This window comes from Microbacterium sp. F2E, assembly GCF_020905435.1.
In the GTDB taxonomy this organism is placed as follows: domain Bacteria; phylum Actinomycetota; class Actinomycetes; order Actinomycetales; family Microbacteriaceae; genus Microbacterium; species Microbacterium lacticum.
Map to the genome: position 1 here is coordinate 82460 of NZ_JAJJIB010000003.1, position 20123 is coordinate 102582.

Below are 20123 nucleotides of genomic sequence, written 5' to 3' on the forward strand. Positions count from 1 at the left end.
ACCGAAACGGTGACGTGCGCCGGAACAAGAAAAGGGCCCCATCCGGGGCCCTTTTCACTGATTCACACTCTGTGCGCGAGGGGGGACTTGAACCCCCACGCCCTATACGGGCACTAGCACCTCAAGCTAGCGCGTCTACCTATTCCGCCACCCGCGCAAGGTGGTTTCGGTGCTTTCGCAACCGAGGATCGACATTACCACGTCTGAACGGTCGTCGAAAACCGCGGCCGCCGATCACCCGGCCGAGACCCCGAACGCCAGTCCCAGCACGTACGTCACCGCCGCAGCGCCGTAGCCGATCGCGAGCTGACGAAGACCGCGCTTGAGCGGCGGGGCGCCGGAGAGAAGTCCCACCATGGCGCCCGTGGCGAGCAGCGCGATCCCGACGAGCACCAGGGCGAGCACGACTGCCGCCGTGCCGCTGAGGCCGAAGATCCACGGCAGCACCGGGATGATCGCCCCCGACGCGAAGAACAGGAAGCTGGATGCCGCGGCGCCGAACGCGCTCCCGACGACCTCGTGGTCGCCCGGCAGCGTCAGCGCATCGGTGGCGGGACTCGACCCGTCGAGGGTGCGCGCCGCCTCGAGCACGCGCCGCGCGCGGGCTTCCGCCTCCGCCTCCGGCATCCCGCGGGTGCGGTACACCAGGGCCAGCTCGTTCGCGTCGAGATCGAGATCGGGGAGGGCGGCATCGGCGTAGTCGCTCGGCTGGGTGGCCTCCAGCATCTCGCGCTGCGAGCGCACCGACACGTACTCCCCCGCACCCATCGACAGGGCGCCGGCGAGGAGGCCCGCGATGCCGCTGAAGAGAACGAACTGCGCCGAGACGCCCGTCGCGCCGATGCCCATCACGAGCGCGAGGTTCGAGACGAGTCCGTCGTTGGCGCCGAAGACGGCTGCGCGGAAGGTGCCGGAGAGCCGGCGGCGCCCGCGCGCGGCGAGCCCGCGGACGACCTCGCGGTGCACCTTCTCGTCGGCGGCCATCTGCGCCGAGGCGTACGGCTCGCTGTCGTAGGGCGAGCGTCCTTCGGCGTTCTGCGCCAGGGCGAGAACGAAGATCGAACCGAACCGGCGTGCCATCCAGCCGAGCGTGCGAGCGCCGACGCTCGGGGCGGGGAGGCGCTGCGGCTCGCCGCCGAGCAGGTCGAGCCAGTGCTGCTCGTGGCGGCCCTCGGCCTCGGCGAGGGCGAGCAGGATCTCGCGCTCCTCCCCCTCACGCCGGCGGGCGAGGTCGCGGTAGACCTGCGCCTCGGCACGCTCTTCGGCGAGGTAACGCGCCCACCTGCGGCGGTCGGCCTTGGTGGGTTCGGGCGGGGTCGCGGTCACGGGCTCTCCTCGGGTCGGTCCCACGCTACCGACGGCGGCCGGGCGCGCCGGTCGAAGGGCCCCGATTGCCAGCATTTCGGGGATCCGAAGCACGGCGAGACCGGCCCCTGGACGCGACCGGTCCCTGGCGCGAGCGCCTCCGGCCGGCGGCGCGATCAGGAATGCACGCGGCGGCGCAGCACGTCGATGCGCGCCTGCAGCTGCGCGACGGTCGCACGGGCCACCTCGGGCCCGCCGCACAACCGCCGGAGTTCCGCGTGCACGGCGCCGTGCGGCTCGCCGCTCTGCCGGGCGTAGAGCCCGACCATGCTGTTGAGCAGCTGACGCTGTTCGCGCAGCGTGCGGTGCAGCGCCGGGGGCAGGCCCGCGTCGAGACCGCCCGCGGCGGAGGCATCCGACGCCGCCTCGCCCGCGCCGTTCGCGCCCGTCGCGCCGCCGCCCTCGCGCACCCGCCGGTGCCGACCCTGGCGCGCCTGGCGCTGCATGAGCAGCTCGTGCACGTGCTCGGGTTCGAGGAGGCCCGGAAGCCCCAGGAACTCCTCCTCCTCGGGCGTGCCCGGCACGGCGAGCTGGCCGAACTCCTTGCCGTCGTAGAGCACCCGATCGAAGTGCGCGACGGAGCCGAGCGCCTGATAGGAGAACTCCTGCTCGAGGTCGTCGGATGCCTTTTCCTCGCGCTCCGCCTCCGCGAGCAGGGTGTCTTCGAGCCCGTCGTCGTCTCCCGCCTCGCGGTCGAGCGCGTGGTCGCGCTCGCGCTCCATCTCGCCGGCCAGCCCGAGGAGCACGGGAACGTTCGGCAGGAACACCGACGCAGCCTCGCCGCGACGCCGGGCGCGCACGAAGCGGCCGATCGCCTGCGCGAAGAAGAGCGGCGTCGACGCGCTCGTGGCGTACACGCCGACCGCGAGCCGGGGCACGTCGACGCCCTCCGACACCATCCGCACGGCGACCATCCACCGGGTCGTCGCATTCGCGAAGGTCTCGATCCGTCCCGACGCGGCCTTGTCGTCCGAGAGCACCACGGTCGGCGCCTCGCCCGTGATCCCCTGGAGGATCGAGGCGTAGGCGCGCGCGGCGGTCTGATCCGTCGCGATGACGAGGCCCCCGGCATCCGGCACGTCCTGCCGCACCTCGGAGAGCCGCCGATCGGCGCTGCGCAGCACCGCGGGGATCCAGTCGCCCTCGGGATCGAGCGCCGTCCGCCAGGCCTGCGACGTCACGTCTTTGGTGTTGTCCTGGCCGAGGTGCGCCTCGAGCTCGTCGCCCGCCTTCGTGCGCCAGCGCATCTTGCCGGAGTAGACGAGGAACAGCACCGGGCGGACGACGCCGTCGGCGAGAGCGCGACCGTAGCCGTAGTTGTAGTCGGTGCGGGAGAGGCGGATGCCCTTCTCGTTCGGGTGGTACTCCACGAACGGGATCGGCGCGGTGTCGCTCCGGAACGGCGTGCCGCTCAGCAGCAGCCGGCGGGTCGCCCGCCCGTACGCCTCGCGCAGCGCGTCGCCCCAGCTGAGCGCGTCGCCGCCGTGGTGCACCTCGTCGAGGATGACGAGCGTCGGCTTCTCGTCGACGAGGCGGCGGTGCACGGATGCATTGACCGCGACCTGCGCGTAGGTGACCGCGACCCCGTGGTAGTGCCGCGCGTGGGTGTGCTGGCGGTTGCTGAACCGCGGGTCGAGGCGGATGCCGACCCGGGCGGCGGCGTCGGCCCACTGGGTCTTGAGGTGCTCGGTCGGCGCGACGACGACGATGCGCTCGACCACGCGGCGGCGCAGGAGCTCCGAGGCGAGACGGAGGGCGAAGGTCGTCTTGCCGGCGCCGGGCGTGGCCGCAGCGAGGAAGTCGCGGGGACCCTTGCCGGGGCCGTGCGGTCCGTCGAGGGTGAAGTACTCCTCGAGGGCTTCGGCCTGCCAGGCGCGCAGGTTCTGCGCGGTTCCCCAGGGGGCGCGCTGCGGGAACGCGGGCGACAGGTGCTCGGCGGCGAAGTTGCCGAACTGGGACGACGGGCCGCTCTCTTCCTGCCGCTCGTCGTCCGCCGTCACGAGTGACCACCCTAAACGAGGTCGCCGACGTCGGGCTCCGCATCCGTACGCCGACGCGGGTAGCCTCGTGGTGGAGCCCGAGTCAGGAGAGCCATGAGCCGGAACGAACCCACCCCCGACGAACACCGGTCGCCGTACGTGCCGAACGAGAGCGCGCACCCGTGGCGTCGCATGGTCGCGATCGGCGATTCGTTCACCGAGGGCATCGGCGATCCGATCCCCGGCACCTCCGACGACCACCGCGGCTGGGCCGACCGCGTCGCCGAGGTGCTCGGCGCGCAGGTCGACGACTTCGCCTACGCGAACCTCGCCGTGCGCGGCAAGCTGATCGGGCAGATCGTCGCCGATCAGATCGAGCCCGCGCTCGCGCTGACCCCCGATCTCGTCACGTTCTCGGCGGGCGGCAACGACGTGATCCGTCCGGGCGGCGACCCCGACGCCGTCGCGCAGCAGTTCGAAGACGCGGTGGCGCGCCTGTCGTCGCAGGGCGCGACGGTCGTCGTGTTCACGGGCGTCGACACCGAGTTCACGCCCGTCTTCCGAGGCATCCGTGGTCGTGTCGCGATCTACAACGAGAACATCCGCGCCATCGCCGACCGCTACGACGCGATCGTCGCCGACCAGTGGGCGCTCAAAGAGGTGCAGGACATGCGCTTCTTCGACGACGACCGCCTGCACTACAACGCGCTCGGCCACCACGAGATCGCGCGGATGGTGCTGCGCGCGCTCAACGTGCCGAACGAGCTGCAGCCCATGCAGCCCGATCCGTTGCCGACGCTGACGTGGCGCGAGGCGCGCACGAACGACCTCGTGTGGGCGCGCGCGCACCTCGTGCCCTGGGTGCTGCGGCGGCTGCGGCACCAGAGCTCGGGCGACAACATCTCGGCGAAGCGCCCCGACGCCCTGCCCGTGACGACCCAGGCGCCCGCCCGCGACCGCACCGCCGGTCCCGGCCAGCCCGTCTGACCCGCGCCGGGCGCCGTCGCGGGGGAACGTGTTGGCAGTCGTTGCTGCCTCGCGGCCGCGACCCCGTCACAACTGCCCAGTACTCGGCGCGAGTGCCCGGCTCACGCCCCGGGGCGGAGGGCCCACAGGGCGACGGCGGCGGCGGACGCCACGTTGAGCGAGTCCACTCCCCCGGCCATCGGGATCGTGACGATCGTGTCGGCCGACGCGAGCGCGTTCCGCGACAGGCCGTCGCCCTCCGACCCCAGCACGAGCGCGACCTGCTCGGGACGGGCCGCGGCGAAGGCATCCAGGGGAACCGCGCCGCCGGCGAGGGTGAGCGCGGCGACGTGCACCCCCGCCTCGCGCAACGCCTCGCGTGCCGACCGCCAGCCGCCCTCGGCGTCCACGGGCAGCCGCGTCCACGGCACCTGGAAGACCGTCCCCATGCTGACGCGCACACTCCGCCGGTACAGCGGGTCGGCGCAGCGCGGCGTCACGAGCACCGCATCCGCCCCGAGTCCCGCGGCCGCGCGGAACGCGGCACCCACGTTGGAAGCGGTCACGAAGTTCTCTAGAACATCTTCGGCCCGCGACCTCTGTCCCTGTCAGTCGGGACGCCGGTCAGATAGCCGCCATGTTTCTGCAGGTCATGGGGCCAATACAGCTGCTCCATCGCCAAGGTCCGGGGACCGAGCGTGTTCAATAAACCTTATGCGACTTGTTCTCCCATGTCCCTGCCCGCTTGGACGGTGCGGCAAAGGTCTGCGCGCGGGTTGATGGCGCTCATCGGACTCGTCCGGCTCGGCTCAGATCCTGGGGACGCGAGGTCGCAACGGGAGGCGCTCGAGCCGATCTGCACGCGCATCTTCGAGGAGACGGCGTCGCGTCGACGCGTCATCACGAACCGACCTGGGCTCCTGGATGCCCTGGCGGTCCTCGGTGACGAGGATGTGCTTGTCAGGCATGATCCGGGCGGGACGCGGCCCCCCACCGGGGGTGACCCTGCCGGGCCGCCGGGTCCGGACCCGGTCACGCGGCTCTCGGGACGGGCTGGGCGCGTACCTGCCGCTCTCAGCGCCCGCGACAGGGAGTTCCGCGAGTTGGCGACGGAGGTCGGGGGCCGGACATCCCGTTGTCGTCAGGTCCGGTAGGGTCATACCGTCGAGCTCCCCGCCCGAGGGACATGACGAGGAGGTCAGGATGGCTCTGCGCGAACTCGAGTTCACGTCGCACAACGGCACCGACACCATCCAGGGCTGGGTGTACGAACCGGCGGTCACGCCGGTGGCGGTGGTCCAGCTCATCCACGGTCTCGGCGAGCACTCCCGCCGGTACCTGCACATGACGGCCGCGCTGGTGGATGCGGGGTTCGTCGTGGTCGCGGACGATCACGCGGGTCACGGTCGGACGGCGATGCAGTCGGGGACGTGGGGTGACGCCGGTGACGAGTCGGCGACGGTCATCGTGCAGGACGAGGTGACGCTGTACCGGAAGGCCAAGGAGCTGTTCCCCGACCTGCCGTACATGGTGTTCGGCCACAGCCTGGGGTCGATGATCGCGCGGGCGCTGGTGCTGCAGCCAGGTGTCGAGGTCGACGGGCTCGCGCTGGGCGGTATCGCCGTGGGCATGCGAGGTGTCGAGTCGACGCTGGATCGCGAGGCCCTGAAGGCTGCCGTGGCGGCCGACGGTTCCGCCCCCGCTGCGGATGCGTTGGTGGGCCAGCTGTTCGACGGCTTCTACGACCGCCTCGGCCCGGACTTCGGCCCGACGGACTGGGTGGCGCGCAACGCGGACGTCGTCCGTGATCACGGCCGTGACCCCTTCAACAACTTCGGCGCCCCCTTGAGCAACCGGTTCCTGCAGGGCTTCGTCGACGTGTACGACCAGGCCAACGGCGACGACTTCTTCGACCGCCTTCCGCAGGTTCCCGTCGCGATCTTCGCGGGCGCGGAGGACCCGGTGACCAACTACGGCGAGGGTGCGCGCGAGGTCGCCCGGCGCCTGGAGGAGAAGGGCCACGACGTCGAACTCCACATCTACCCCGACGTCCGCCACGAGGTTCACAACGAGCCCGAGACCCGCGCCGAGATGGAGAACTCCCTCATCGAGTTCGTCCACCGCGCCGCCGGGCGGGACGACGCCTGACCCCCGAGGCGCACCCGGCCGCTCGCGCCCAAGCACCGTGACGGGGCCCTGCCGTGAGGATCGTCTCTCGGCAGGGCCCCGTCGGTGATGTGAGGTCTCAGGCCATGACGGGACGCACGCGTCGCCCAGCGAGGGGCTCGTCCATGGTGACCTCGCGAAGCGGAGGATGTCGCCGGTGGCGCAGCGAGGGCGAGAGGCCTGGCCACGGGTGACCTCGCCGAAGTGAAGGCGAGGATGCCGAGAGCACGGGATCTCACCGTTGCGGCCGGACGTCCCATGGGATCAGGGGTGACACTCCGGCCGTGCCGTGCCCGAAGGATCGTGGACGTATCGCACCGAAATTCGGTGCCCGACGTCCACATTGTTCGGGGGACCAGACAACGTGGACGCATCTCACCGACGTGCGGTGGGATCCGTCCACGTTGTCTCACCGCGGCTCGTCACGGACGAGGCTCCGCTGCGCATGGCTTGGTGCGTCCTCCCCGCCGCCCCAGCACTCAGGTCTCCGCTGAGGCGTTCTCCCCCGGCAGGTCGGGCCGATCGCTCGGGCGTCGGTGGCTCACGCCCCGCCGCGGCCCTTACGCGTCGGCGCGGAGGATGCGGTAGACGACGGAGTCGTCCTTGCGGCTGAGGCCGGCGCGGTGGCCGCGGAGGTACAGCTGTTCGGCGGTGGAGGCGAGGGGGGTCTCCTGGTGGACGGTGCGTGCGGCCTCGCCGACGAGCCCCATGTCCTTGACGAAGATGTCGAGGGCGCTGCGGACGTCGTCGAAGGCCTCGGCCACCATGCGTCCACCGCGGTCGCCGAACATGAACGACGCCGCCGCGCCGGTGCCGAGGACCTCGTGGACCTGGGCCCGGTCGAGGCCCATGGAGTCGGCGAGCGCGAGGGCTTCACCGGCGGCGGCGATGTGGACGCCGCACAGGAGCTGGTTGACGATCTTGAAGCGCTGCCCGTCGCCGGGTGCGTCGCCGACGACCGGCGCGTTGGAGGCCATGGCGTCGAGGAGGGGCTGAACTGCGGCGACGGCCTCGGGGACACCGGACACCATCATGAGCAGGTCGCCGGTGCCGGCGCGGGCGACGCCGCCGGAGACGGGGGCGTCGACGACCCTGACCCCGAGGGGTTCGAGGCGGCGCACCGCGTCCTCGCTGGCTGCGGGGCCGACGGTGGCCATGACGAGCACCACGGAGTCCGGGGTGAGGACCTCGCCGATGCCGCCCTCACCGAAGAGCACGGAGTCGAGTTGGGCGCCGGTGGCGACCATGACGGCGACGACGTCGGCGCCGCGGGCCGCGTCCTGGGCCGAGGCCGCCGCGGTGATGTGCTCGGAGACGGCGTCGAGGGATGCCGGGGAGACGTCGAAGGCGGTGACGGTCATGCCGGCTCGTGCGGTGGTGAGGGCCATGGGGGCGCCCATGGCGCCGAGGCCGATCCAGGCGACGGTGGGGTGTGTGGTCATGAGCGGTTCTCCTGAGCGGCGGGCGCGGCGGCCTGGGCGGTGATGATGCGGGCGACGACGTCGGCGAGGGCGTCCGGGCCGCCGACGTTGCCGGGGAAGACCACGTACGGCACGCCCAGCACGTCGGCGGGTGCGTTGGTGGCGGTGAACATGCTGATCTGGCCGGGGTAGGACTGTCCGGCCACGGTGGCCCGGCGGATGCCGAGTCCGTTCGCGGTGACCTCGTGCGAGGTGATGCCGCCCCTGGCCACGACCCAGGCGGGGCGCGCGGCCCGTGCCTCGCGGACCACGGCGACCACGGCGTCCGAGACGGACCGGGCGATGGCGAGGGACTCGTCCTTGGAGTCGGTCTTGATGAGGGTGCGGCTGGTGGCGAGGATGACGTGCGCGTCGGCGAGGGCGGCGCGGACCTCGGCGCTCTTCTCGGCGAGGTAGCTCTCGCGCGAGTCCGCGTCGAGGAGTCGCTCCACGTCGAGCTCGATGTCTCGGAATTCACCGAGGTCGGCATCGCCGCTGCGGGCGCGTTCCTGGAGGGCCGCCAACTGACGGCTGGTGAGGCCGACGTGGGATCCCACGACGACGAGGCCGTGCCGGCTGCGTCCGGGGGCTGATCGCTTCGGAGCTCGTTGTCTGAGGCTAGCGACGACCTCCGACACTGGTGGAGTCAATCCAGTTCGAGGTCTGACCGCACTCAGCGCGTCGCGTAGAACGCTACCGCCGTGGCCGCTGCGACGTTCAGCGAGTCGACGCCCTCCTCCATCGGGATCTTGACCCGCAGGTCGACCTGCCTCGCCGTGCGCGGATCCACGCCAGCGCCCTCGGTGCCGAAGATCATCGCGATCGCAGGGAGGTCACGCTGGACCAGCTCGTCGAGCGTGATCGAGTCATCCGAGAGCGTGAAGGCCACCGTCGTGTACCCGTGCGCCTTGAGCGTCTCGAGCATCTCCGGCATCTTCGGACCTCGTGTCCATGGCACGTTGAAGACGTTGCCCATGCTCGTCTTGATGGCCCGACGATAGAGTGGGTCGGCGCAGGCTGGAGTGATGAGCACTCCGTCGATCCCCAGCGCCGCAGCGTTGCGGAAGGCGCTGCCGACATTGGCATGGTCGACCAAGTTCTCGAGAACCGCGATCCTCCGTCGCCGGGGTTTCGGCACGGGTGTTTTGGAACACTCGACGTTCGTGTGGTCGACGATGTCTTCGAGGATGAGCACCAGCCGCGCGCCCTGCACGATGTCGGCCACCGGCGGCAGCGCCGGGCGCTGCATGGATGCCAGGGCGCCGCGATGCACGGCGTAGCCGGTGAGCTCCTCGGCGACGTCGTCGGCGACCAGGTAGATCGGCGCGTCCGGGGCGAGCGCCTCGGCATCCGCCAGCCACTTCTCCTGCACGAGCACCGAGCGCGGACGGTGCCCAGCGGCCACCGCGCGACCGATCACCTTCGCCGACTCGGCGATGTACAGCCCCTCCGCCGGTTCGGTGCGCCGGCGCAGGGCCACGTCGGTGAGGTCGCGGTAGTCGGCCAGGCGCGGATCGGACGGATCATCGATCCTCACAACGGGCATACCGACATCGTGTCACGGCGTACGCAACATCCCCGCACCGCAACATTCCCGAAACGGGAGGGGCGTACGCTCGGGGCGAGGGGGTGCCATGACCACGGTGCTGGAGTTCGACGCGCAGACCGCCGCCTCGCTCGGACGCGCGGTCGCGGCGCTCGCCGGTCGGCGCGTCGCGGTGCTCACCGGTGCGGGGGTCTCCACCGATTCGGGCATCCCCGACTACCGCGGCAAGGGGGCGCCCACGCGGACGCCGATGACCGTGCAGCAGTTCCTCGCCGACGAGGCGTCGCGGCGACGGTACTGGGTCGGCAGCCATCTCGGCTGGCGCACCTTCGCCGCCGCCCGGCCGAACGCCGGGCACGAGGCGCTCGCCGCGCTCGAGAACGAGGGCATCGCGACCGGAGTGATCACGCAGAACGTCGACGGCCTGCACCTGCGCGCCGGCTCACGCCGCGTGGTCGAGCTGCACGGCACGATGCGCCGGGTGCTGTGCCTGCACTGCGGTCAGGTCTTCGACCGCCGCGATCTCGCGTCCCGCGTCGAGGCCGACAACCCCTGGATCACAGTGCCCGACGCCGTCGAACTCGGGCCCGACGGCGACGTGCTCCCCGCCTCGACCGACGGCTTCGTCGTGCCGACGTGCAGCGTCTGCGACGGCATGCTGAAGCCCGAGGTCGTCTTCTTCGGCGAGTACATCCCGCCCACGCGCTTCCAGGAGGCGGAGCAGCTGCTCGCGGCGAGCGATGCGCTCCTCGTGGCGGGCTCGTCGCTCGTCGTCAACTCCGGCATCCGCCTGCTCGATCGCGCGCGGCGGCGGAAGCTGCCGGTCGTGATCGTCAATCGCGGCGAGACCCTGGGTGACGCACGCGCGACCGTGAAGATCGACGCCGGCACGACCGAGGTGCTGCAGGCGCTCGCCGCGGCGCTGCCGGCGGCGCGCTGAGCCGCGCCGGCCGCGTCGTAGGCTCGTAGAGTGACGACTCTCCTTCTCGTGCGCCACGGCGAGACCGACTGGAACGCGGCGCGACGCATCCAGGGCTCCACCGACATCCCGCTCAACGACACCGGACGTGAGCAGGCCCGGGCGACCGCGGCGTCGCTCGCCGCGCAGTTCGCGGGACAGTCGCCGGTCGTCGTGTCGAGCGATCTGGCCCGCGCGCGGGAGACCGCCGAGATCATCGCCGAGGCGCTCGGCGTGCCCGGGCCGCACCTCTACCCGCAGCTGCGGGAGCGGTCGTACGGCGTCGCCGAGGGAATGACGATCGAGGAGTACCTCGAGAAGTTCGGGGCCTTCGACCGCGAGAACGTGCCCGAGGCCGAGACGACCCCGCACCTGCGCGCCCGCGCCGTCTCGGCGGCGCGCCGCGTCGTGCGCGATGCCCGCCGCCATCATGCGCCGCAGGACGTGCCCGTCATCGCGGTGGCGCACGGCGCGCTGATCGGGCAGCTCATCCGACACGCGAGCGGCGACACCCTGCCCCTCGCCGGGGAGCGGCTCGCCAACGCGTCGACGCACACGTTCCTCGTCGAGCGCGACCGCCTCGGCGTGCTCTCCTACGCCGCCGTCCCCATCGACTGAGTCGCGCGCGGGGTGCCGCGCGATCGCGGAGATCTGCATAATTGCGGATGCCCGGGCGCGAGGCATCCGCGGATCTGCAGATGTCCGCTGTTGTGCAGGCGACGCCTGACTTCGCCGCACCCTAGATCTCCGCGCGCTGGCTCCCGGCGCGCCGTGCGCAACCGCGGATACCTGCACAACTGCGGATGCCTGGGCGCGAGGCATCCGCGGATCTGCAGATCTCCGCGGTTGCGCGGGTGATGCCCGGCCCCCGCCGCCCCGACCTCAGGCGCGGGCGAGCACCGAGCGGGCGTGGCGCAGCACGGGCTCGTCGACCATGCGGCCCTCGTAGCGGAACACGCCCCGCTCCCCCTCGGCGGCAGCGAGCACGCCGTGCGCCCACGCCAGCGTCTCGGCGTCGGGGCGGTAGGCCGCGCGGATCGTCTCCACCTGACCGGGATGGATGCACGCGGATGCCTGGAACCCACTCGCGGCCGCATCGCGCGCCTCACGGCGGAGGCCTCGCTCGTCGCCGATGTCGACGTGCACCGCGTCGATCGCGGCGATCCGCTCGGCCCCCGCCGCCATCAGCACACGCGACCGGGCGTAGCGCGCGACGTCGCAATACCCGCCGCCCTTCTTGCGGCTGCCGGTGCCGCCGAGCGAGGCGACGAGGTCTTCGGCGCCCCACATCAGCCCCACGACGTTCGGCGCGGCGGCCAGCTTCTCCGCGGCGACGATCCCCCGCGCGGTCTCGCACAGTGCGATCACCTCGAATCGCGTATCGATCCGCACGATCTTCTTCGCCGACTCGGCCTTCGGCAGCATGATGAGCCGGAAATCGGTCTGCGACAGCGTCGCCATGTCGACGTCGAAATCCGCCGTGCCGAGGGCGTTCACCCGCACGATCACCTTCGCCGGATCGAGGTGCGCGTCGATCAGTGCGCCGCGCGCGGCGGTCTTCGCCGCGGGCGCCACGGCATCCTCCAGGTCGATGATCACGGCGTCGGCGCGCTCCGCCGCCTTCGCGAACCGCTCCGGCCGGTCGGCCGGGCAGAACAACAGTGCCGGTCCCAGGGCGAAACTCATGCGTCCTCCGTCGAAGAATGTGCGGTCGGGGTGGATGCCTCGGTCTCCGCCGGCGCCGAATCCGAGGCATCCGGCCGGCACCACATCAGTGCGGTGCGCGTCGCGCGGGCGACGATCTCACCGTCCTGATTGCGCCCGGTGTGGGCCATCGTGACGATCCCCTGCCCGGGCCGCGACCGAGAGAGCCGCACCTCGGTGATCTCGGTCTCGGTGTACAGGGTGTCGCCGGCGAAGAGCGGATGCGGGAAGCTCACGTCGCCGAGCCCCAGCTGCGCGACGAGGGTGCCCTGGGTCAATTGGCCGACCGAGGCGCCGACCATCGTCGCCAGAGTCCACATCGAGTTCATGAGGCGCTGGCCGAACGGCTGCGTGGCGGAGAAAGCCGCGTCGAGGTGCAGCGCCTGCGTGTTCATGGTCAGCGAGGAGAAGAGCACGTTGTCGGCTTCGGTCGCGGTGCGCCCGGGGCGGTGGAGGTACACCGCGCCCACCTCGAACTCCTCGACGTAGAGACCGTGCTGCACGTGCCGAACCAGGCCGTCGGCCGCGTGTTTCGCTGCGTCGGCGGCCGGCGCCACTGCTGCAGTGGCCGGTTCGGTGCGGGAATCGCTCACGATGCCACGCTACCCGGGGTCACCGGCCGAGGCCCAGCGCGCGGGCGATCAGCAGCAGCTGCACCTCGGTCGTGCCTTCGCCGATCTCGAGGATCTTCGAGTCCCGATAGTGCCTGGCCACCGGGTACTCGTTCATGAAGCCGTTGCCGCCGAAGATCTGCGTCGCGTCGCGTGCGTTGTCCATCGCGGCATCCGACGCGGTGAGCTTCGCGATCGCCGCCTCGGCGCGGAACGGCCGCCCCGCGTCGCGCAGCCGCGCGGCGTGCAGCCACGCCAGGCGTGCGTTGTGCACGCGCAGCTGCATGCGCGCGAGCATGAACTGGATCGCCTGGCGCGAGCCGAGCGCCTGACCGAACACCTGTCGGCTCCCGGCATAGTCGAGGGCCGCTTCGAGGCATCCTTCGGCCGCACCCGTCGACAACGCGGCGATCGCGACGCGTCCCTCGTCGAGGATGCTGAGGAAGTTCGCGAACCCGCGTCCCCGCTCCCCGAGCAGGTTCTCGGCGGGCACGCGCGCCCCGTCGAACGTGAGCGGGTGGGTGTCGGAGGCGTGCCAGCCCACCTTGTCGTAGGCCGGACCGACCGTGAATCCCGGGGTTCCGTTCGGCACGATGATCGTGGAGATCTCGCCCCGACCACCGTTCGGGGCCGGAGCGGTCACCGCGGTGACCGTCACGAAGCGGGTGAGGGGCGTGCCGCTGTTGGTGATGAACTGCTTCGACCCGTCGATCACCCACTCGTCGCCCTCGAGCCGCGCCGTGGTGCGGGTGCCGCCGGCATCCGATCCCGCCTCGGGCTCCGTGAGACCGAATCCGGCCAGGGCGCGCCCGGCGAGGAGGTCGGGCAGCAGCGCCTCGCGCTGCGCGTCGGTGCCGAACCGGAACACCGGCATCGCGCCGAGACACACGCCCGCTTCGAGTGTGATCGCGACCGACTGGTCTACCCGTCCGAGCCCTTCGATCGCGAGACCGAGGGCGACGCTGTCGCCGCCCTGCCCGCCGACCTCCTCGGGGAACGGCAGACCGAACAGTCCCAGCTCTCCCATGCCGCGGACGACGTCCATGGAGAGCGTCTTCGTGCGATCGGCCTCATACGCCTGCGGCGCGACCACCTCGTCGGCGAACGTGCGGACCATCGCCGCGAGCTCGCGCTGCTCCTCCGTGAGGCCGTAGGCGGATAGGTCGAGCACAGCCATGTCATCTCCTTCGATGCGGGGCGGTCACGATCCGATCACGGGCCGCAGCGGGCGCTGTGCCGGACGTCGCGACTCGGGTTAGTGTTCACTAACCGAGTATCGCCAGGTTAGCGAGGATTAACTGATATGGCAATGCACCCCGTCGAGACGCCCCGCGAGACACCCCCCGAGGCATCCACCACGCCCTCCGAAGCGACGACCGGTCGCGGTCTCGCGAAGGCGAAGCGTCAGGATGCTCTGCTCCGCGAAGCGGCCCGGCTGTTCGCCGCCCAGGGTTTCGACGGGGTGAGCCTCGAAGACCTCGGCGCGGCGGTCGGCATCAGCGGCCCCGCGGTCTACCGGCACTTCGCGAGCAAGCGCGCACTCCTCGGCGCGATCCTCGTGCGGACGAGCGAAGAACTGCTGAGTGGCGGGCTTCGGGTCGTCGAGGACGGGGTGGATGCCTCGGATCAGCTGCGCGATCTCATCGACTTCCACGTCGACTTCGCCGTGTCGAGCGCCGACGTCATCCGGGTGCACGATCGCGACCTCGCGCGCCTCGACGACGACGACCGGCACCGCGTGCGGCGGCTGCAGCGCGAGTACGTGGATGTCTGGACGAGCGTGCTCGCGCGCCTGCATCCGACCCGCCCCGCCCGCGACCTGCGCCTGCGCGCGCACGCGGGCTTCGGACTCATCAACTCGACGCCGTACTCGGTGCGGGCGCTGCGCGACGCGCCGTCCGAGGCCGACGTGCACGACATCCTCGCCGACATGGCCTTTGCCGCGCTCAGCGCGGACTGAGCGCGGACCGAGCGCGGATGAGACGCGGGCCGACCGCCGACGGCGCCGCCGCGGCGCTCGACGGGCCGGGCGGCATGCGCACCGACCGGCCCGTCGCGCGCGGTTCAGCTCAGCAGCATCGCTCGCCCGGGTTCGCGCAGCACGTCGCCGACGGCGGCGAGGAAGCGCGCTCCCTGCTCGCCGCCGACGAGCCGGTGATCGAACGACAGGCTGAGGGTCAGCACGTCGCGGAGGGCGATCTCGCCCTCGAACTCCCACGGGCGCCGCCGCACCGTGCCGAGCCCGAGGATCCCCACCTCCGGCGGGTTGAGGATCGGCGTGCCGGCATCCACTCCGAACACGCCGAAGTTCGTGATCGAGAACGTGCCCCCGCTGAGCGACGCGGGCGTCGCGCGCCCGGCGCGTGCGGTCGCGGCCAGGTCTCGGATTGCCTCGGCGAGCTGCGGCAGCGTCAGCCGATCGGCATCGGGGATGTTCGGCACGATGAGCCCCCGCTCGGTCGCCGCGGCGATTCCGAGGTTCACGTAATGGTGGGTGACGATCTCGCCGGCCTCTTCGTCCCAGCTCGATCCGAGCGTCGGCTCCGCGCGGAGCGCGAGACACGCCGCCTTCGCCGCGACGGCGAGCAGGCCGATGCGCTGCTCGGCGAACCGGGGGTCGGCGCGCAGACCCGCGATGAACCGCGTCGTCTCGGTCACGTCGACCTCGAGGAAGCACGTGACGTGCGGGGCGGTGAAGGCGCTCCGCACCATCGCCGCGGCGGTGGCCTTGCGCACGCCCCGGATCGGCGTGCGCGTCTCGCGGGCGCCGTCATGCGATGTGCCGCGCGGCGCGTCCGGAACCTGCGGCTGCGCAGGCTGCGGGGCCGCGGGCATCCGCGTGGCGAAACGCTCGACGTCCTCACGGCGGATGACGGCGGTGACTCCGGATGCCTCGACGAGGGCGAGGTCGACGCCGAGCTGCTTCGCGAGTTGGCGGACCGGCGGTGTCGACCGGGGGCGCTCGTGGCGCACGTCGAGCGGCGGCGCGCTGTCGACGATGTCGTGCGGCGCCGCGGCGAGCACGGCGGTGTCGGATGCCCCGGACCGGCCGTGCTCGCCGAGCGCAGCACCGGCGCCTCGCCGCACCGCTCGCCGCTGCGGGCGTCCCTGCGCCCGCGGAGCGGCGCCGTATCCGACGAGGTTCGGCACGGCCTTCTCGGGTTCTGCGGCCTCCGACTCGGCCGAAGCCGGTTCGGCCGACGCCTCGGGCTCCGTCGATGCGGGTGCCTCCGCCTCGGGCTGCACCGGCGCGGACGCTGCCTCCCCAGGCTCCTCCCCCGGCACACCGATGACGATCAGCGGGCTCTGCCGACCGCGACGACGTCACCGGCCGCGGCGTGCAGCGTCTGCACGGTGCCGGCGAACGGCGAGGGCAGCTCGACGATCGCCTTCGCGGTCTCGACCTCCGCGATCGGCTGGTTGAGGGTGACCTCGTCGCCTTCGGCGACCAGCCACTGCACGATCTCGGCCTCGGGCAGTCCCTCGCCGAGATCGGGCAGCCGGAACTCCGCGTTCACAGGGCCACCTCCGAGAGGCTGTTGGGGCGGTCGAGCACCCGGTCGACCGCGTCGAGGATGCGGTCGAGATCGGGAAGGTGGTGCTTCTCGAGCTTCGCCGGCGGATACGGGATGTCGTGCCCGGTGACGCGCACGGGCGCCGCTTCGAGGTGGTGGAAACACTGCTCGGTGATGCTCGCGATGAGCTCCGCGCCGACGCCCGCCTCGCCGCCCGCCTCGTGCGTGACGACCATCCGACCGGTCTTCCGCACCGACGCCGACAGCGTGCGGTAGTCGACGGGCGACAGCGAGCGCAGGTCGACGACCTCGATCGACACACCGTCGTCTTCGGCCGCCGTCGCGGCATCCATCGCCGTCGTGACCTGCGCACCGTACGCGACGAGCGTGACGTCCGACCCCTCGCGCACCACGCGCGCGAGCCCCATCGGGGCCGCGTCGGCGATGTCGGCGCCGAGGTCGACGGCACCCTTGGTGTGATAGAGCCGCTTCGGCTCGAAGAAGACGACCGGGTCGTCGCACGCGATCGCCTGCTGCAGCATCGTGTACGCGTCCTGCGGGTTCGAGACGGCCACGACCCGGAGGCCCGCGGTGTGCACGAAGTAGGCCTCGGGCGATTCGGAGTGGTGCTCGGCCGCGCCCACGCCGCCCGCCCACGGGATGCGGATCGTGATCGGCATGTTCACCTGTCCGCGGGTGCGGTAGTGGAGCTTCGCCACCTGGCACACGATCTGATCGAATGCCGGGTAGACGAACCCGTCGAACTGGATCTCGACGACCGGGCGGAACCCGCGATACGCGAGACCGACGGCGGTGCCGACGATGCCCGACTCGGCGAGCGGGGTGTCGATGACCCGACCCGCGCCGAACTCGTCGAGGAGTCCGTCGGTGATCCGGAAGACGCCGCCGAGACGGCCGATGTCCTCCCCCATGACGACCACTCGGTCGTCGCCGGTCATGGCGGAGCGGAGGCCCGCGGTGAGCGCCTTCCCCATCGTGAGGGTCGCGGGTCCGGCGGCGGTGTGCTGCTCGGTCATCTCACACCTCCTCGTCGGCGAAGCCGTCGAGGTAGGCCGCGAACCGCTCGCGCTGCCGCCCGAGGCCGACGTGCGGCTCGGCGTACACGTCGTCGAACACCTCGATCGCGGGGCGCGACTGCGCCGTGAGCGCCGCCTCGCGCATGCCCGCCGCGAGAGCGTCTCCGGCGGCCGCCACCTCGTCGGCGAAGGCGTCGTCCCACGCCGAGGTGCGGCGGAGGTGCGCCTCGAGCCGCGTGAGCGGGTCGCGGCTGCGCCACAGCTCCAGTTCGGATGCCTCGCGGTAGCGGGTCGGGTCGTCGGAGGTCGTGTGCGGACCCATCCGGTAGGTCACCGCCTCGATGAACGCGGGACCCTCACCCGAGCGGGCCCGGTCGAGCGCCCACCGCATCGCGGCGGTGCAGGCGATCGCGTCGTTGCCGTCGACGCGCATGCTCGGGATGCCGAAGGCGGGCGCCCTCCCCGCGATCGGGAAGCGCGACTGCACGGACACCGGCTCGGAGATCGCCCACTGGTTGTTCGAGCAGACGAAGACCACCGGCGCGCGGAACGAGGAGGCGAACACCATCGCCTCGTTGACGTCGCCCTGGCTCGTCGCGCCGTCACCGAAGTAGGCGACCGCGACCTGGTCGGCACCGTCCCGCTGGATGCCCATGGCGTAGCCGACCGCGTGCAGCGACTGGGCGCCGATGATGATCTGCGGCGTCGCGACGTGCAGGGCGTACGGGTCGAACGTGCCGTGCACCTCACCGCGCCAGCCGAGCACGAGCTCGGCGGCGCTCGCCCCGCGCGTGACGAGCACGCCGAGCTCGCGGTAGCTCGGGAAGAGGAAGTCGTCGCCGCGGCAGGCCCGGGCGCTCGCGACCTGGATCGCCTCCTGCCCCTGCGCGGGCGCCCACAGACCGAGGTGGCCTTGACGCTGGAGGGCGACGCCCTCGCCGTCAAGGCGCCGCGTGATCGCCATGTCGCGGTAGAGGGCGCGAAGGGCCGGCGCGTCGAGTGCCGGTGCGGCGCCGGTGCCGTCCACCCAGGCATCCAGCCGCGGATCGGCGATGCGGTCGCCGGTCGGGGTGAGCAGTTGCGCGACGGAATCGGTGTCGGCCGCGTGCATCGGATCGGTGGTCAGGGTGTGCATCGTCGTCACTCCTTCGGCGGGGCGCGAGGGTCTCGTGGACCCGGCGCTTCCGGACGCCGGCATCGTCGCCGGCTGATCCCGAGGCTACGTCCGCCCCGCACGTCGCTCAAGCATCCGACCCACACTTGAGCATGTTGTGCAGTGGACGGGTGTCGGTCCTGATACCGTTGTGCACTATGGGATCCCTGGACCGCGTCGACCTCGACCTGCTGAAGGCACTCGCCGATGACCACCGGGCGACCGTCGTCGCTCTCGCCGACCGGCTCGGCCTCTCCCGCAACACCGTGCAGGCGCGGATGGCGCGCCTGGAGCGCTCGGGGGTCTTCCAGTCGTTCGAGCGCGCCATGTCGCCGGCGGCGCTCGGGCTGCCGATCGAGGCGATGGTCAGCGTCATCGTGCGCCAGGCGGACATCCCCCGCATCACCGCGGAGATCGCCGAGATCCCGGAGGTCATCCAGGCGCACGGCCTCAGCGGTCAGATCGATCTCATGGTGCGCGTCGCGGCGCGCGACACCCAGCACCTGTTCGACGTCGACGCGCGCATCCTGTCGATCGAGGGCGTCGAGCGCACCGAGACCTCCCTCGTCATGGGCGAGGTGATCGGCTACCGGATCCGGCCGATTCTGGAGTCGGTGCGCCGCGAGCAGTGAGGGCGTCCGCCTCCGCGGCATCCAATCGCACCAGCACGACGCCGGCGAGCAGCACGACGCCGCCGACGAACTGGATCGGGGCCGGGGTCTCGCCGAGCAGCAGCCACGCGAAGCCGAGGGCGAAGAGCACCTCGCTGAGTCCGATGAACGACGCGAGACGCGACCCCACGCGCGGCACCGCCATCACCCCGAGCGCGTAGCCGAGGGTAGTGGCGACCGCGCCCACCCAGAGGATCGGCAGGATGCCCGGGACGTCGATCCCGCGGAAGGTCACCGTCACGGCCGGGGCGGCGAACGGGATCGCCCCGACCGCGGCCACCACCGCCATCGTGAGCGCTCCGATGATCAGCCCGCCGGCGGCGAGGGCGAGCGGCGGCAGGTCGTCGCCGGTGCGCTCGCTCATCGTGAAGTAGACGCACACCGTCACCGCGGCCCCGAGCGCGAGGAGCGTGCCGAGGAGGTCGAAGCGCGCGCCGGAGACATCCACCACCAGCACGAGGCCGACGACGGCCACGACCGATCCGATCAGCACGAGCCGCGAGGGTGCGCGTCGGGTGCGCAGCCAGACGAACCCGACGAGCAGCACCGGGGCGAGGTACTGGATGAGCAGGGCCACCGCGACCGGCATGCGCTGCATGGCAGAGAAGAACAGGAGCTGGCAGCCCGCGACCGGGATCAGGCCGAAGGCGAGGAGCGAACGCCCGTGCCGCCGCAGGAACGAGCGCTCGCGCCGCACCGCGGCGATCAGCGCCGGCGAGAGGATCAGGCCGGCGAGCCCCATCCGCACGAGGAGCGCCGCCGACAGCGACCAGCCCGCCTCGAGCAGCGGTTTGACGAGCGGCCCGCTCGACGAGAACGCGAGGGCCGAGACGACGGCGATGACGATGCCGCCCGTGCGGTGTCGCGCGATCGGACGGGTGCCCGGCGCGTTCACCGGTAGCGGCAGCGCGGGCGAGGTCGAGGCGATGATCTCGATGGGGGCGGTCTGGGTCACCGGCGGTCCTGCCTGGGATGTCATGAGTGAACCGTGC

At 71.9% G+C, this 20123-nt stretch carries 17 protein-coding genes, 1 tRNA gene and 2 pseudogenes; 6 read left to right on the forward strand and 14 right to left on the reverse strand.

Annotated elements, in window-relative coordinates:
• Nucleotides 1-72 precede the first annotated feature (72 nt).
• The 3 genes from LOK55_RS03670 to LOK55_RS03680 form a co-directional block, all read right to left on the reverse strand.
• Nucleotides 73-157, reverse strand: a tRNA-Leu gene (locus LOK55_RS03670).
• Between the two features lie 77 nt (nucleotides 158-234).
• Complete coding sequence (locus tag LOK55_RS03675; RefSeq protein WP_229934293.1) at nucleotides 235-1326, reverse strand: VIT1/CCC1 family protein; 1092 nt, start codon at nucleotides 1324-1326, stop codon at nucleotides 235-237.
• A gap of 155 nt (nucleotides 1327-1481) precedes the next feature.
• Nucleotides 1482-3365 (reverse strand): DEAD/DEAH box helicase, encoded by a 1884-nt coding sequence (locus LOK55_RS03680; RefSeq protein WP_229934294.1) that lies wholly within the window; start codon nucleotides 3363-3365, stop codon nucleotides 1482-1484.
• Nucleotides 3366-3458: 93 nt separating this feature from the next.
• Here LOK55_RS03680 and LOK55_RS03685 point away from each other — a divergent pair, with 93 nt between their 5' ends.
• Nucleotides 3459-4331: an SGNH/GDSL hydrolase family protein gene (locus tag LOK55_RS03685; protein ID WP_229934295.1), complete on the forward strand. Its 873-nt coding sequence runs from the start codon at nucleotides 3459-3461 to the stop codon at nucleotides 4329-4331.
• 101 nt (nucleotides 4332-4432) lie between these two features.
• Here LOK55_RS03685 and LOK55_RS03690 read toward each other — a convergent pair.
• A pseudogene (locus LOK55_RS03690) lies at nucleotides 4433-4891 on the reverse strand (TrmH family RNA methyltransferase); the annotation flags it as partial.
• 622 nt (nucleotides 4892-5513) lie between these two features.
• Here LOK55_RS03690 and LOK55_RS03695 point away from each other — a divergent pair.
• Nucleotides 5514-6458 carry an alpha/beta fold hydrolase gene (locus tag LOK55_RS03695; RefSeq protein ID WP_229934296.1) on the forward strand — a complete coding sequence of 315 codons (945 nt, stop codon included), beginning with the start codon at nucleotides 5514-5516 and terminating at the stop codon, nucleotides 6456-6458.
• Nucleotides 6459-7036: 578 nt separating this feature from the next.
• Here the strand turns inward: LOK55_RS03695 and LOK55_RS03700 are convergent.
• The 3 genes from LOK55_RS03700 to LOK55_RS03710 all read right to left on the reverse strand — a co-directional run bounded on the left by LOK55_RS03700 (nucleotide 7037) and on the right by LOK55_RS03710 (nucleotide 9482).
• Nucleotides 7037-7918 carry an NAD(P)-dependent oxidoreductase gene (locus tag LOK55_RS03700; protein WP_229934297.1) on the reverse strand — a complete coding sequence of 294 codons (882 nt, stop codon included), beginning with the start codon at nucleotides 7916-7918 and terminating at the stop codon, nucleotides 7037-7039.
• Nucleotides 7915-8493, reverse strand: a complete 579-nt coding sequence (locus LOK55_RS03705) for a nucleotide-binding domain containing protein (RefSeq protein ID WP_229934298.1) — start codon at nucleotides 8491-8493, stop codon at nucleotides 7915-7917. The genes LOK55_RS03700 and LOK55_RS03705 overlap by 4 nt, the downstream gene beginning before the upstream one ends.
• 116 nt (nucleotides 8494-8609) lie before the next feature.
• The gene (locus LOK55_RS03710) at nucleotides 8610-9482 is read right to left on the reverse strand and encodes an RNA methyltransferase (RefSeq protein WP_229934299.1); all 873 of its coding nucleotides are present in this window, start codon (nucleotides 9480-9482) and stop codon (nucleotides 8610-8612) included.
• A gap of 88 nt (nucleotides 9483-9570) precedes the next feature.
• Here LOK55_RS03710 and LOK55_RS03715 point away from each other — a divergent pair, with 88 nt between their 5' ends.
• Nucleotides 9571-10422 carry a Sir2 family NAD-dependent protein deacetylase gene (locus LOK55_RS03715; RefSeq protein ID WP_229934300.1) on the forward strand — a complete coding sequence of 284 codons (852 nt, stop codon included), beginning with the start codon at nucleotides 9571-9573 and terminating at the stop codon, nucleotides 10420-10422.
• 30 nt (nucleotides 10423-10452) lie between these two features.
• Nucleotides 10453-11058, forward strand: coding sequence for a histidine phosphatase family protein (locus LOK55_RS03720; protein ID WP_196323430.1), 606 nt, complete (start codon nucleotides 10453-10455; stop codon nucleotides 11056-11058).
• Nucleotides 11059-11322: 264 nt separating this feature from the next.
• On the opposite strand, the gene LOK55_RS03725 is transcribed toward LOK55_RS03720, so the two are convergent.
• Genes LOK55_RS03725 through LOK55_RS03735 form a run of 3 tightly spaced genes read right to left on the reverse strand, consistent with a single transcriptional unit; the run spans nucleotide 11323 to nucleotide 13932 of the window.
• The gene (locus LOK55_RS03725; RefSeq protein WP_229934301.1) at nucleotides 11323-12126 is read right to left on the reverse strand and encodes a CoA ester lyase; all 804 of its coding nucleotides are present in this window, start codon (nucleotides 12124-12126) and stop codon (nucleotides 11323-11325) included.
• Nucleotides 12123-12701, reverse strand: coding sequence for a MaoC family dehydratase (locus LOK55_RS03730; RefSeq protein ID WP_229934413.1), 579 nt, complete (start codon nucleotides 12699-12701; stop codon nucleotides 12123-12125). Before LOK55_RS03730 ends, LOK55_RS03725 begins: the two co-directional genes overlap by 4 nt.
• 55 nt (nucleotides 12702-12756) lie before the next feature.
• Nucleotides 12757-13932: an acyl-CoA dehydrogenase family protein gene (locus tag LOK55_RS03735; protein WP_229934302.1), complete on the reverse strand. Its 1176-nt coding sequence runs from the start codon at nucleotides 13930-13932 to the stop codon at nucleotides 12757-12759.
• A 126-nt stretch (nucleotides 13933-14058) separates the two neighbouring features.
• Here LOK55_RS03735 and LOK55_RS03740 point away from each other — a divergent pair, with 126 nt between their 5' ends.
• Nucleotides 14059-14715, forward strand: a complete 657-nt coding sequence (locus LOK55_RS03740) for a TetR/AcrR family transcriptional regulator (protein ID WP_229934303.1) — start codon at nucleotides 14059-14061, stop codon at nucleotides 14713-14715.
• Between the two features lie 104 nt (nucleotides 14716-14819).
• Here the strand turns inward: LOK55_RS03740 and LOK55_RS03745 are convergent.
• The 3 genes and pseudogenes from LOK55_RS03745 to pdhA form a co-directional block, all read right to left on the reverse strand.
• Nucleotides 14820-16273, reverse strand: a pseudogene (locus LOK55_RS03745) (2-oxo acid dehydrogenase subunit E2).
• Nucleotides 16270-17307 carry an alpha-ketoacid dehydrogenase subunit beta gene (locus tag LOK55_RS03750; protein ID WP_141379094.1) on the reverse strand — a complete coding sequence of 346 codons (1038 nt, stop codon included), beginning with the start codon at nucleotides 17305-17307 and terminating at the stop codon, nucleotides 16270-16272. The pseudogene LOK55_RS03745 and the gene LOK55_RS03750 overlap by 4 nt, the downstream one beginning before the upstream one ends.
• 1 nt (nucleotide 17308) lies before the next feature.
• A complete protein-coding gene (pdhA, locus tag LOK55_RS03755; RefSeq protein ID WP_229934304.1) occupies nucleotides 17309-18442 on the reverse strand; it encodes a pyruvate dehydrogenase (acetyl-transferring) E1 component subunit alpha in 1134 nt (377 codons plus the stop codon).
• Between the two features lie 176 nt (nucleotides 18443-18618).
• Here pdhA and LOK55_RS03760 point away from each other — a divergent pair, with 176 nt between their 5' ends.
• On the forward strand, nucleotides 18619-19092 hold the full coding sequence (locus tag LOK55_RS03760) for an Lrp/AsnC family transcriptional regulator (RefSeq protein ID WP_141379090.1): 474 nt from the start codon (nucleotides 18619-18621) through the stop codon (nucleotides 19090-19092).
• Here LOK55_RS03760 and LOK55_RS03765 read toward each other — a convergent pair.
• Nucleotides 19028-20110: a DMT family transporter gene (locus LOK55_RS03765; protein ID WP_196323423.1), complete on the reverse strand. Its 1083-nt coding sequence runs from the start codon at nucleotides 20108-20110 to the stop codon at nucleotides 19028-19030. The two genes, LOK55_RS03760 and LOK55_RS03765, sit on opposite strands and share 65 nt — an antisense overlap.
• Nucleotides 20111-20123 lie beyond the last annotated feature (13 nt).